At 70.1% G+C, this 12,955-nt stretch carries 10 protein-coding genes and 1 pseudogene; 5 read left to right on the forward strand and 6 right to left on the reverse strand.

Features of this window, described 5'->3' with window-relative positions:
* The first annotated feature begins 29 nt into the window (after positions 1-29).
* Entirely contained in the window at positions 30-1,436 is a 1,407-nt protein-coding gene (locus K8638_RS23100) for an FAD-binding oxidoreductase (protein ID WP_223756762.1), read from the forward strand.
* 15 nt (positions 1,437-1,451) lie between these two features.
* Here the strand turns inward: K8638_RS23100 and serA are convergent, their stop codons facing one another.
* Positions 1,452-2,702 carry a phosphoglycerate dehydrogenase gene (gene serA / locus K8638_RS23105; RefSeq protein ID WP_223756763.1) on the reverse strand — a complete coding sequence of 417 codons (1,251 nt, stop codon included), beginning with the start codon at positions 2,700-2,702 and terminating at the stop codon, positions 1,452-1,454.
* Between the two features lie 11 nt (positions 2,703-2,713).
* A complete protein-coding gene (locus tag K8638_RS45270; protein ID WP_223756764.1) occupies positions 2,714-4,369 on the reverse strand; it encodes a HAMP domain-containing sensor histidine kinase in 1,656 nt (551 codons plus the stop codon).
* A 291-nt stretch (positions 4,370-4,660) separates the two neighbouring features.
* On the opposite strand from K8638_RS45270, the gene K8638_RS23115 reads away from it, so the two are divergent.
* From K8638_RS23115 to K8638_RS45275, 3 genes and pseudogenes are all read left to right on the forward strand, one after another.
* Positions 4,661-5,161 (forward strand): hypothetical protein, encoded by a 501-nt coding sequence (locus K8638_RS23115; protein ID WP_223756765.1) that lies wholly within the window; start codon positions 4,661-4,663, stop codon positions 5,159-5,161.
* Positions 5,162-5,331: 170 nt separating this feature from the next.
* Positions 5,332-5,784, forward strand: a complete 453-nt coding sequence (locus K8638_RS23120; protein ID WP_223756766.1) for a hypothetical protein — start codon at positions 5,332-5,334, stop codon at positions 5,782-5,784.
* A gap of 699 nt (positions 5,785-6,483) precedes the next feature.
* Positions 6,484-6,780, forward strand: a pseudogene (locus K8638_RS45275) (AHH domain-containing protein); the annotation flags it as partial.
* Positions 6,781-6,816: 36 nt separating this feature from the next.
* Here the strand turns inward: K8638_RS45275 and K8638_RS23130 are convergent.
* The 4 genes from K8638_RS23130 to K8638_RS23150 all read right to left on the reverse strand — a co-directional run bounded on the left by K8638_RS23130 (position 6,817) and on the right by K8638_RS23150 (position 12,310).
* Positions 6,817-7,803, reverse strand: coding sequence for a DUF2381 family protein (locus K8638_RS23130; protein ID WP_370644088.1), 987 nt, complete (start codon positions 7,801-7,803; stop codon positions 6,817-6,819).
* Positions 7,804-7,830: 27 nt separating this feature from the next.
* Complete coding sequence (locus K8638_RS23135; protein WP_223756768.1) at positions 7,831-9,399, reverse strand: hypothetical protein; 1,569 nt, start codon at positions 9,397-9,399, stop codon at positions 7,831-7,833.
* Positions 9,400-10,154: 755 nt separating this feature from the next.
* Positions 10,155-11,816, reverse strand: coding sequence for a serine protease (locus K8638_RS23145; protein ID WP_223756769.1), 1,662 nt, complete (start codon positions 11,814-11,816; stop codon positions 10,155-10,157).
* A gap of 116 nt (positions 11,817-11,932) precedes the next feature.
* On the reverse strand, positions 11,933-12,310 hold the full coding sequence (locus tag K8638_RS23150) for an STAS/SEC14 domain-containing protein (protein WP_223756770.1): 378 nt from the start codon (positions 12,308-12,310) through the stop codon (positions 11,933-11,935).
* A 211-nt stretch (positions 12,311-12,521) separates the two neighbouring features.
* Between K8638_RS23150 and K8638_RS23155 the strand changes: the two genes are divergently transcribed.
* Positions 12,522-12,908: a hypothetical protein gene (locus K8638_RS23155; RefSeq protein ID WP_223756771.1), complete on the forward strand. Its 387-nt coding sequence runs from the start codon at positions 12,522-12,524 to the stop codon at positions 12,906-12,908.
* Positions 12,909-12,955: the final 47 nt, after the last annotated feature.

Genomic DNA, 12,955 nt, shown 5'->3' on the forward strand with positions numbered 1-12,955 from the left:
GGGCGGGCGCGTGCAATAGGGGTTGAGGCATGTCCACCTCCGCGCTCCCCGCCGACTTCCTCCGCGCCATCGCCGAGGGCTTCCCCGCCGACTTCCTCACCCGCGAGCCCGGCGAGCTCCAGGAGTACGGCCGCGACTGGACGCGCGTCTATACGCCCGCTCCCAGCGCGGTGGCGCTCCCCCGGAGCACCGACGAGGTGGCCCGGTTGCTGGCCCTGTGCCACCAGCACCGCGTGGCCGTGGTGCCCTCCGGAGGCCGCACCGGGCTGGCGGGCGGCGCGGTGGCGGCCCGGGGCGAGGTGGTGCTCTCCCTCCAGCGCATGGCGCGCATGGAGCCGGTGGACCTGCTCGGCAACACGGTGCGCGTGCAGGCGGGCGCGGTGACGGAGGCCGTCCACCACCACTGCGCCGAGCACGGCCTCACCTGGCCGGTGGACTTCGCCTCCAAGGGCTCCAGCACGGTGGGCGGCAACATCGCCACCAACGCGGGCGGCGTGAAGGTCATCCGCTACGGCCTCACCCGCCAGTGGGTGCTGGGCCTCCAGGTGGTGACGGCGCAGGGGCAGGTGCTGGAGCTCAACGGCGCGCTGGAGAAGAACAACACCGGCACGGACCTGCGGCAGCTCTTCATCGGCAGCGAGGGCACCCTGGGCGTCATCACCGAGGCCACCCTCAAGCTGACGCAGCTCCCCGGCAAGCAGGACGTGTTCCTCTTCGCCGTGCCGGACGTGGCCGCCGTGCTGCGGTTGTTCCGCGACGCGCGCCAGCAGACGTCCTTCCTCATCTCCGCCTACGAGTTCTTCACCGACAGGTGCCTGGCGCGCCTGCAGCGCCACCGCAAGCTGCGCTCACCCTTCGAGGCCCCCAGCGGCTGCTACGTGCTGCTGGAGGCGGAGTCGCGTGACGCGGAGGCGGTGGAGGCGTGGCTGGGCTCGCTGTTCGAGCGCGGGCTGGTGACGGACGGCACCCTGGCCCAGGGCGCGTCCCAGGCGGCGGAGCTGTGGGCCCTGCGCGAGGGCATCAGCGAGAGCCTCTCCGCCACCGGCCTGCCCCACAAGAACGACGTCTCCCTGCCCGTGGCGGCGCTGGAGGCCTTCTGCGGCGAGCTGGAGTCCGTCTTCAGCGCCCGCTACCCGGGCTGGGAAATCTGCCTCTTCGGCCACATCGGTGACGGCAACCTGCACGTCAACATCATGAAGCCGGACGACATGGAGAAGGCGGCCTTCCTCGCCCGCACGAAGGAGGCGGACCCCACCATGTTCGAGCTGGTGAAGAAGCACGGCGGCAGCATCTCCGCCGAGCACGGCATCGGCCTGTTGAAGAAGGACTACCTCGGCTACTCGCGCTCCCCGGCGGAGCTGGAATTGCTGCGCGCGCTCAAGCGGACGCTGGACCCCCAGGGCATCCTCAACCCCGGGAAGGTCATCGACGCGTGAGGCGCGCCCCGGACGTCAGGACACGATGCGCGTCTTGATGTCCGTCTTCAGCCCGGCGATGGCGTCGCACACCGGGCGCGACACGTCCTGGTCCAGGTCCATGATGAGGTAGCCGATGTTGGCGTCCGTGCTGAGCACCTGCGCATGGATGTTGGCGTTGAGGTCCGAGACGATGCGGTTGATGTCGCGGAGCACGCCGGGGATGTTGCGGTGCACGTTGAGGATGCGGTGCGTGCCGGGGATGAGCGGCGACTCGATTTGCGGGAAGTTGACCGCGCCCGTGGTGGCGCCCGTCTTGAAGTACTTCAGCAGGCTGGTGGCCACCTCCTTGCCGATGGCCGCCTGCGCCTCCTCCGTGGAGCCGCCAATGTGCGGGGTGAGCACCACGTTGGGCAGCCCCTGCAACTCGGTGACGAAGCCGTCCGAGTTGCTCTCCGGCTCCTCCGGGTAGACGTCCACCGCCGCGCCGCCCAGGTGCTTGGAGTGCAGCGCCTTCGCCAGCGCGCCGATGTCCACCACCGTGCCGCGGCTGGCGTTGATGAGGCACGCGCCCTTCTTCATCCGCGCGAGCTGGTCCGCGCCCATCATCATGTGCGTGCTCGGCGTGGCCGGCACGTGCAGGGTGACGAAGTCGGACGTGGCCAGCAGCTCGTCCAGCGTGGGCACCGAGTGCGTGTTGCCCAGCGGCAGCTTCGTCATCACGTCGTAGTACTGCACCCGCATGCCCAGCGACTCGGCCAGCACGCCCAGCTGCGAGCCGATGTGGCCGTAGCCGATGATGCCCAGCGTCTTGCCGCGCACCTCGTGGCTGCCGGTGGCCACCTTGCGCCACTGGCCCGCGTGCACCTCGCGGCTGCGGTCGAAGAGCTGGCGCGTCAGGATGATGATTTCCGCAATCACCATCTCCGCCACGCTGCGCGTGTTGCTGAAGGGCGCGTTGAACACGGGGATGCCGTGCGTGTTGGCGTTGACCAGGTCCACCTGGTTGGTGCCGATGCAGAAGGCGCCAATGGCCAGCAGGTCCTCCGCGTGCTCCAGCGCCGCCTCCGGCACCGTCGTCTTGCTGCGGATGCCCAGCAGGTGCACGCCCTTCAACCGCTCGGCCAGCTCGCCCGGCTTGAGGGCGGACGACAGCCGCTCCACCTGGAGGCCCTCCGCGGCCAGCATCTCCTCCGCGGACGGGTGGATGTTCTCCAGCAGCAGGGCGCGGAACGGGCCCTCTTTGGTGATGGGGCGGGTCGGCGAGGGAAAGCGGGCTGGGCTCATGTCGCTGTGCGTTAGACCTCGGCTCCGGGGCTGTCAAGGGTGGGGTGAGGGGGCCGGCGCTCGGGTGCCAGGGGAAGCGTGAAGTGGAAGGTACTGCCGGTGCCAACGGTGCTCTCCACCCACAGTCGGCCACCATGGGCCTCCACCAGTCCCTTGGCGATGTAGAGGCCCAGGCCGCTGCCCCGGTGCGCGGTGCCCCGGGATTGCCAGTGGCGCTGGAAGAGGCGGGGCAGCTCGTCCTCGGGAATGCCCGGGCCGGTGTCGCGCACGGCCACCCGGACCTCGCCCGGGGCTTCCGTGGTCTCCACCGTGACGGTGCCGTCCTTGGGGGTGAACTTCACCGCGTTGCCCAGCAGGTTGGCGAGCACCTGGAGGATGCGTTCGCGGTCGCACAGGGCCATCAGCCCTGGAGCCAGGCGAGGCTCGAGGTGGATGTTGCACCGGGCGGCCTGGGGCTCGATGAGGGCCAGCGCCTCGCCGATGAGCTCGCTCACCGGCTCGGGGCGGGGCTCCACCGCCAGGGGCTGGCCCGCGTCCAGCCGGGCGGCGTCCAGCATCCGGGTGATGAGGCCGAGCATGACGAGCGCGGCGCGGTCCATGGCGGCCACCCGCCCCTGGAGTGCCTCCCCTCCGGGGAGCCGTGCCAGCTTCTGGTCCAGCACCGCGGCGCTCAGGCGCACGGTGGCCAGCGGGTTCTTCAGGTCGTGCGAGACGATGGCCAGCACCTCCTCGCGCTCGCGCGCCGCGGCCTCCGCCGCGTGGGCCAGCCGGGCGTTCTCCGCGGCCAGGTGCCGCTGCAGCTCGGCTTCCTGGCCCGCGAGCCGCCGGGCCTCGGCCTGCTCCTCGTGCAGCCGGTTGCTCACCACCGCGGCCCGCCAGACCACCGCCGTCAGCGACACCATCATCGCCACCGCGAAGAGCGGCCAGGCCAGGCTCGCGTCCACCCACCGCAGCCGCACGCCCAACTCCACCAGTACGCCCACGCCCACCGGCAGCAGGCCCGCGAAGAGCATCCGTCGCGCCATGACTCCGCCCGCCGCCTCCGACGTCACCGCCCTCACCGGCCCCCGGTCCGGCCGCAGGAAGAGGGCGCCCAGGGACAGCAGGAGCAGGGACACCGCGGAGTGGGGCGCGACGCCGATGCTGCCTCGGATGCGGTAGATGCGGTGCTCCGCGAAGAAGTAGCCCAGGAGCACCGTCAGCGGCACGAGGAGGGCGGCCAGCGCGAGGAGCTGCGCCCAGGCCGTGCCCCGGCCCCGGCGGTCCACACACAGCAGGGACGGGCCGAGAAGGAGGAAGCCCAGTGCCGTCTGCGGCGACATGCGGCGCAGGGGCGGGTAGCCGGGCAGCGCATCCCAGCTCCAGGCATAGGAGGCGAGCGTCAGCAGGCTCGCGGCCACCACCAGCGCCGCGGCCAGTCCCGCCAGCACGTGCCGGGTGGGGCCGCCCTTCAGCAGCCAGAGCATGGCCAGCGCCGCGAGTATCAGGCACGCCGCGGTGGCGGGCACCATCAGCGGGAGGTCCGAGAAGGCGGAGGCCAGCAAATCCCTGCCCAGGAGGACCCAGCCCACGAGTTGCACCACGCCCAATGGCAGCACCAGGGCCACCGCCATGCGCGGCAGTCCTCCCGCCCTTCTCCAGAGCTGCAGCTGTCGCTCCTGGTACACGCCCCGTTCCTGCTTCGAAGCATGAAGTTATGAACGGCCCCACGGGGCCGCCCGGGCAGGAGGGCGGGCTCTCTTCCGGGGGCTGGCGGGCCTGCCCGGACGCAGGATGGACGGCCGGGAGGTTGGGACCGCGAGACAGCCGAACCACGGCGGGGCAACGCCGCACCCGCTGACTTCAGCCTTCACGCGTCACCGGGCCCCTGCTTCTTGCGCGGTATTCCTTATAACATTCTCCTGATGAGATGCTGGTAGTCCATCACGCGGACAGGGGCGCCTGGAAGGCGATACGACATGACAAGGCTTTCTCCAGAGAAGGACCAGACGATCGCCGAGCTGCTGGCTGGGTATAGCCGTACGCTGGCGGAGTTGCGCCGTCGCGGGGTGGTGAGGACGAACAACGCCCCGGCGGGCGACTATGCGGAGTGGCTCGCCGCAAAGGGACTGGGAGGGGAGCTGGCGGGCAACTCGGTCAAGTCGTACGACCTGACGCTCGCGACGGGCGAGCGCGTGCAGGTCAAGGCCCGGGTTGTCTCCGAGCCCGCGACCCGGGGCCAACTCCAGACCTCTTCCTTCCGGTCGTGGGACTTCGACCTCGCCGCCCTCGTTCTGTTCCGGGACACCGACTATCAGGTGGTGCGCGCCGCGCTCGTGCCCTCCGAAGTCGTGCGTGAGCACTCACGCCTTTCCGAGCACGTCAACGGCGACTTCGTCTACATGACGGACATTCTGCTGGGGCACGCGCGGGCCGTGGATATCACCGCGAAGCTGCGCGCCGCTGCCGAGAGCGCCTGAGCCCCACCTCGGGGCACAGGCCGGAAGGGCACCACGTCCTGGTTTCCGGTCGTCACGTCCGGGGCCAGCCCGCTCCCGGCCTGGGGGTGGCCCCATGAGCCTGGAGACCGACACGAGTCTCCACCGAGTACTGCGCTTGGCTCTACTACACGCCGGACCACAAGTACGAGATGAGTCTGCTGACTGACCAGTCAGCGCCAGACGACCTGACGACAGGGCGGCGGAGTTGCATTCTCCCGGCATCCGTGGAGGACGCCCGATACCCGTCGAGCGCGCTCAAGTACATCTTCGCGCTCCACAACCACCCTTTTGGAGGTCTGCCCTCCCCTGGAGATCTCCGCTTCACCGATGAAATGTCGAGGCTCCATGCATGGGCCGTGGAAACAAAAGACAGCAAGGTCCTGCTGTCCATCGTCGCGTTCTTCTCGAAATCAAAGGATCCCAAGGCGCCTACCTGTGACGGCTTCTATCAGTACATTCCTGCGACGCTGGACATGTTGAAGTGGACCCATGCGCGGGGGGCGTGGGAACGAGAGGAGCTCGGCACTGTCAGCTGGATCAATGAAACGAGCTACCGCATCGTTCCCAAGAAGCCGAAAGGCTCTCCAGGGAACCCTCGGTGAGGGCGCTTGAATGAGAATGAACCCTCTGCCCCTCATGCTTGTCATCACTCTCTCCGGCTGCGTGCGGAGTCCAGGTCTTCCCTCAGCCCCTGTCGAGAACGATACCTCGATTATCTTTCCAGACTTCCCGGAGCGAGAGGTCGTTGACGTGGGAGCACCCGGGCAACCGTATGAACTGGACGGCGAGATGCTCCGAGCCGTGATGATCGCCGCGAATGACTTTCTTCCCCCGGGCGCGAAAAACCCACCGTGCCGCGACAGGCAGGAGGCTCAGCGCTACCGCGTCATTCGGCAGGGCGACATCATCTTCGTCCAAATCTACGAAGATCACGCGTACTGCGGTCGTTCATACCCGGCATTGGATTCCGGTGCGCAATACGCCATCAGCATTGATGGCCGTATCCTGCGGCGCATCAGTGATGGACAGCGAGAGGAAATCGTCGACCTCGACCCGACGGACGGAGGCCACCAGAAGACGCGAGCCGAGCCAGGGGTCCCACCTGCGTTGGACGGCATCTGGAATGACCCGTCGCGCCCCTGGCCGCCAGCGTTTCAAGATGGAGGTTCCGCTCCTCCACCCGGCGTATCCCCCCCCCGCTCCGTCTTCGGGTTCGGACGGCGGGAGGCATGAGACGGAGAGGGACTCTGTTGAGGGTGGCGGGCGGGAGCAGAGGGGATGAGGAGACGAGGAGGCTCCACATGCTGGAGGGGCGGGAGCTGTCGACGCACCCGTGGTACGCGGGGCCCTTCTCGCTAGCCGCGCACCACCTCATCTGCCTGGAGGCATTGGACAATGTGAGGTGGGCCACGTACTGCCCGCGGTTCGGCTACCACCCGGACCGCAAGCCCAACGGGGCCTTCCTGCCGATGAAGATGGCGCTGGCATGCCAGCTCTTCGTGGCCGTGCACCGGGTCCACCACGCGGAGGGCTTCGCCTTCGACCTGCACCTGGCCTACCCGGACGCGGTCTCAAGCACGCTCAAGCGCGTGGCGGACAAACTGGACGCGGGCGAGTACTGGTATGCCCCTGCATCACGGGAAGGTCACGCCGCTCAGCGTCACCGGCCGCGTCCCGCCCTTCGCCCACAGCTTGAGGACGAAGGGCCCCCGGATGCTCGCGTCCGGGGCTTCGGCCTCCACGACCACCTTCCTGCTCTCCCCTCCGGGGATGGGCGCCTTCTGCCACACGACGAGCACCTTCAGCTCCAGGTCCCGCCTGCCCGCGAGCACCAGGCTCGCCCACTCCGCCGTCCACTCCTCCCCGCCCGCCGGGTTCTCCAGAGCCAGCCTGACGCCCACGCGGTCCTTGGTGCGGTAGGCATGGACGCGCTGCAATCTGAGCGCACTCGACGGCGCCCGAAGGATGCGATCGAGGATGTCCTCGGCGTCGACGCCCATGTCCCCCGTGACGTCCGCGGCGAGGAGTCCCGCCAACCCACCCGGGCCGGTGCTCTCCGCGCGCAGCCGCGAGTTGTCCTCCTGACACCGGCGGAGCTGCGCGTCCTTCACCTGGAGCTCCTGCCGGAAGGACTCCGCCGGGCGCGGTTGGCGGTGCACGCTCACCAGGGGCTCGGCCTGGGCGGCATGGACCACGAACTGGAGGGAGGCACTCGCCGGGGCGGAGGTGTTCTCGAAGCGCACCGTCAGCCGGAACCGCTCTCCCGGCACCATCTGCTCCGAGGGCACCAGCTTGAGGGTGCTCCGGGCGGGGTCCACGAGGGCGAAGCGCTCCTTCCCTTCCAGGGCCACCGAGCCGGGCGCGAGCGCCGTTGAAGTCGAGGAGGGTGGACTGTCCGGGGCTGATGCAGACCTGGATGGGGGGCTCCAGGGGAGTCGCGGGCTGCTCGATGTGGCGGATGCCCGTCTGGCAGGAGGCGAGCGTCGTCCCAGTGGAGGGAGGGCCCGCCAGCAGGAGGGGCACCAGGAGAACGGTGGGCAGGGCGGCGGGCATGGGGCGAAACCTCCTGGGTCGCGGAGGGCATCGCGACGTAGCACATGGCCTCTACCATGGGCCGCCACGCGCGGGCGGGCACTGGCCGGGCCGCGCTATTTGAAGCCGTCCACCACCCGCACATCCGCGGTGGACAAAATCCGGACGGTATTGGGAGCGAGGCCGGAGTCGGGCTTCACCTTGACGTTGAACAGCTCCATGCAGACGGGGATGGGGCGGCTCTGGCCCTTGACCTGGGCCTGGGTGAACCGGCCGTACACGCGGTCCCCCAGGATGATGCGCCCCGAGAGCACCGTCGACGAGGGCAACTCGCCGAAGTAGTCGATGAAGCGGACCGAGCTCCAGCCCTCGTGCAGGGTGATGTAGCTGACGTCCGCGGCTTCCAGGTGGAAGGTCACTCCATGTTCCTTCCCAACGTAGATGCCAACAGACTCCATGGCCTCGATGGCGCCGGGGGGGCAGGGCTCCGCGGACGGCGGCGGACGGGGCGGCGCGCCGACGCAGCCGGACAGGGCGGCGCAGGCCGTCGCCACGCTCACCGCCCTCTTCACGGTGCTCAGCCCGGTGGCGGGAGTGCTGGGTAGTTCGGAGGCGGAGGTCTTCACGGCAGCCGGTTCCTCGGGAGTCACCGCGCGCGAGGCGGTGGCCGCGGGAGTGGAGGCCGGCCCGGGCCGGACCGCGGCCCCGTCAGCTTCCGGCGGCATCCATGGGGGCGCCACTTTCCTGTCCTCCCAGCCGCCTGCCCACGGCGCGGGGAAGACGCGCGAGGTCTCGCCGTCGCGCACCGTGCCGTGGGAGTCCGGCGCGGCCCGGAGCCCGGCCCCGCGCGAGCCGCCTCCCGCCGCGTGAAGCCACGCCACGGCCAGCACCAGTGCCTGGAGAAGGGCCCGCGTCAGGGCGCCCCGCCGCCAGCGGACCGGGACGCGGACGTCCGTGCCGGGTGACGTGGTGCCGCCAGGAGCCGCCTCCGCGGACACAGGGTCCACGGAGGCTGGAGCGGCCACGGGCGGCGGGAGCCCGGGAGACGCCGTCTCGGGAGTCGGCCGCGGGCGTGGCGGCGCCGCCGGGACAGCAGGCGCGAAGTGCGCGGGCGCCGTCGCCTCGCCGGGCGGTGGCGGCGGTGCCGCCTCCGGTACGGACAACGCGGCGCCGGGTGCGCCGTCCCCCCAGTGGCGCGGCGGGCGCCGCCCCCGGCGCGGTGGGACGTCCTCGCGCAGCTCATTGACCCACGCCGCCAGCTCGTCCGCGTCCGGGCCGGGCCGGGTGGTGGCGTTGTGCACGCCGTGGAACTCACACAGCGGCACGTCCCACTCCGCCCCCTCCCGCGTCAGCAGCGCCTCCAGCGCCTCGCATGCCGCTTCCGCGTCCGGCCTGTCCGCGGGCTGTTTCTCCAGCAGGCGCAGGCACAGCGCGCCCAGCTCCGGCGGCACTCGCGGGTTGAGCGCATGGGGCGCCGTGGGAGGCTGGGAGATGACCGCGTCCACGCCGGCCTTGTCCGTCACGTGGAAGGCACGCCTGTCGGTCAGGAGCCAGAAGAGCACGACGCCCAGCGCGTAGACGTCATCCTTCGGCGTGGAGTCATACGGGGCCTGGGGCTCGCCGGCGTGCTCGCGGTGGTGGCGCCACGCCTCGGGGCTGAGATAGGCGCGCGTGCCGGGAGGCAATGTCCCGCCGGTGAGGCGCGTGGTGCCTTCGTAGCCTTCCGCACCAGGCCGGCGCCCGCCCCTCCGCCCCACATTCGCAGCCGTACTGGGGCGCCCAGGTTGAGACCAAACGTTTCTCCGCCGTCGACCACGGCCATGGGCTCCAAAAGCAAAAAGCCTTCGTCCTCACCGGCGACAGGTCGTGGCAACAACGCCAGCGTCGTGGCCTCCAGTCGCAGCAGCCAGGCCCACCGTCGTTGCAACGGCGCGGGCGGAAACGACTCGGCCTCCTCTGCTTCGTTTTCGTCGGCGGGCTCGGGCGGCGTACCCAGGAGCGGCTCGATGATGGGGGGGGCCTCCCCGTCTGTCGCCAGTGGGGGCTCCTGCTCCCGCGCCCAGCCCGTTACCGGCAAGGACAGCGGCAATAGCAACACAACTGCCCAGCCCCGACGTGCGGTCATGTAGGCCTCCTGCGAGTGCCCCGGCGAGGGCGACAGGACATAGGTTCCCCTTCTGGTCCGACAGCACTTGTTCCGGAGAAGGTGAACGGGCGCGGCAGGTCTGCGCGAGTTGGCGCTGGAGCGCGGGCGCATGCTTCCCGTGGCCCGGGTCATCCCGCTGTTCGTGTCGCGCATCACGCGAAGCGGCTTACTGGCGCTTCAAAATCACACCGTCGACGCTGATGGCGTAGGCCGCGCTGAAGTGCCTACGCGAAACAGCACGGGCGGCCCGGATTCACCGGACCGCCCGCGTGGAACTTCCTTCACGTCACGAGGCTACTGAATCGTCCAGGCCACCGTGCCGCTGCAGCTGTTGCTGGAGTAGCAGCCGGCGCGCAGCTGGTACGTGCCGCCCGCGCCCGCCGGCACCGTATAGGTGGCGTACGACAGCGTGCCGCACCCGGACCCGTCGTCGTTGAAGCTCACCTGGGTGCCCGAGGCGTTGTACAGGCGCAGGTACGTGTCACCCGTGCCGGACGCGCCCGTCACGTTGCAGGTGCCGTAGGTAATCACCTGGCCCGCGGAGAGGGTGATGTCGCGGTTGGTGGTGTTCTGCTGCGCGCTGTTGGTGTTGCTGCCGCTGTAGGCGAACGAGCCGCCACCGGTGGGCGGAGGGGTGCCCGTCTCGATGGTCCACACCACGGTGCCGCCGCAGCTCCCGCTGGAGTAGCAGCCCGCGCGAATCTCGTAGTTGCCGGCGGTGGTGGCCGTGAAGCTCAGGCTGGAGCCGCGGCCGCTGCACGCGTCGTCGTTGGAGGCGACCTCGGAGCCCGCCGGGCCGTTCAGGCGCAGCCAGGTGTCACCGGTGAAGGTGGAGCCCGTCAGGCCGCAGGTGGCCACGGTAATCTTCTGCCCCGCGGTGAGCGCCACCACCTTGTTGGTGGTGTTCGTGGTGGCGTTGTTGGTGCTGCTGGCGGTGTACGTGAAGCTGTTGGCCGGCGGGGGCGGGGGCGGCGGCAGGCCGGTGCACAGGCGCTCGCTGGTGGCCACAGCGCAGTACGCCTCCACCGCGGGCCACACGTAGGTGATGTCCTCGCCCCGGCAGCCCGACTCCGCGCACACGTTGACGATGCTGCAGCTCCCGTTGGAGACGTAGTCCGTCTCGCCGCGCACCAGGATGCCGGCCACCGTGTAGCCGCTCATCTCGTACACGCCGGAGCCGGAGTTGCCGCCGAAGGTGTCCGTGCTGGCCACGAAGTAGTCCAGCGTGGAGGCGCGCGCGTCACGCACCGAGCCGCCCGAGTCAATCTTGAAGGGGATGCCGCTGCCCGAGCCGATGACGGTGACGTTGGCGCCCGCCGCCATGGCCGAGTTGCCCGCGCGCACCGGAGCGGGCGTGAAGCGCGGGGTGGCCGCGCGGTCCAGCCGGAGGATGGCGTAGTCCAGGTTGCGGCCGTTCACCGTGGCCTGCTGGCGCACGACGATGGACTGGCAGGAGAAGATGTCCGCCGTGGTCACCGTCTGCATCGCGCCGGCGGCGGTGCGGTAGAAGTTGAAGACGAAGCGCGTGTTGGTGCAGGCCGAGGCGCTGGTGATGCAGTGGCCGGCGGTGAGCACCAGGTCGTCGTCGATGAGCGTGCCGGAGCAGAAGGCCGGCGTCAGGTCATCCAGGAAGCGTTCGGTGCTGCACAGGTTGTAGGCGCTGCGCAGCGTGGACGCGTTGAACGTGACGTTGTTGGGGTTCGTCGCGTTGAAGTCCGACGGGTTCATCAGCGCCACGGTGGCCTGCTGGGCGCGGGCGCGCAGGGTGGCATCCGGGTGCGCGTACACGTCCATGCGGTCGTCCGTGCCGTAGACGACGGGCTTCTTGTCCGTGCCCGTGGGCGGAGCGTCGCCGGTGGACTCGCCTTCAGGGGCGGGACCACAGGCCACGAGGGAGAGGGTACAGAGCAGCGCGCCGAACAGCTTCCGGCGGGCACCAGTGCGGATGAGGGACATGAAGCGACCACTCCTGAGGGGGAGGTGAATGCCCGCTTGGGGGGCAGGCCGCCGCACTATAAGTGAAAAACCTGGGTTCCGTAAGGGTCCCAGTAATTCCAGGAATGCGGGGACCTTCAGTCCGCGTCGGGGTCTCTCAGCCACCCCAGCGCCTCGCCGCGCGTCTCGAAGGTGCGCGTGGGGATGGTCAGCATGGCCCGCTTCGTCATGCGCCACGCCTGGAGGCCGGAGGGCGGGTCGATGACCACGCGCGCCGAGCGCTTCATGCCGTGGAGCTGCGCGAAGGCGTTGAGGCTGGCCATGGCGCTGACCACGTCGCCGGACATCACCCGGAGCTGCGACTGGTCCACCAGCGCGGACCACTCGCCCGCCATGCCGGTGATGGCCTTCTTCACCTCGGCCAGGTACTCGGACAGGTCCTCCGCGGTGACTTGCGGGGGGTAGATGACCTCGAGGATGCGGTCCTGCTCGTGGACGTTGATCTGGAAAGGCATGAGGTGGCGGCTCCGTACGGGCGCGCCATCCTAGCCGCAGCCACGGACATTCCAATACTCGACGGATCAAACCCGCCCTGACGGGTGGTCGCCTGCCCTGTCCGGGAGTACGGGGAATGTCAGACCCGGGTGCTACCTACGTCGTTGCCGTCGCACCGGTACCGCCGCGCCGATGGGGCGTGGCGGCGGTCGCGGCTGGCAAGGGGGTCTCATGAACACGAAGCTTTACGTCCTGGGGGCCGTGCTGGGCACGGCGCCGGGCCTGCCGCCGGAGATGTCGACGACGTCGGTGGCGCCGCCGCAGGAGTCGCGCCAGGAGTCGCGCGGGGCTTCGCGCAAGGGCCGGGGCCGCGCGACGAGCGCGACGCCCGCGGGCAACCACGCCGTGGCGGTCCCTCCGCCCGACGTGTCCGAGTCGAAGGAGTCGCCGCGCGACGCGGGCGGCGACGGCCACACGCGAGGCGGGAGCGGGGCGGACGCGCCTCGTCACCCGTGCGAGCTCATCACCATCATGAAGGTGCCCTGCGACGAGTCGAAGGACACCTGCGAGTACACGTACTGGAAGTGCCCGGAGGTCGTGAATCCGCTCCGGGCGTGAGTGACACCTGGGGGCGCGGGCGGCCGGTTCCGCCCGCGGCCCCGGGG

The sequence above is a fragment of the Myxococcus sp. RHSTA-1-4 genome (assembly GCF_020037125.1).
In the GTDB taxonomy this organism is placed as follows: Bacteria; Myxococcota; Myxococcia; order Myxococcales; family Myxococcaceae; genus Myxococcus.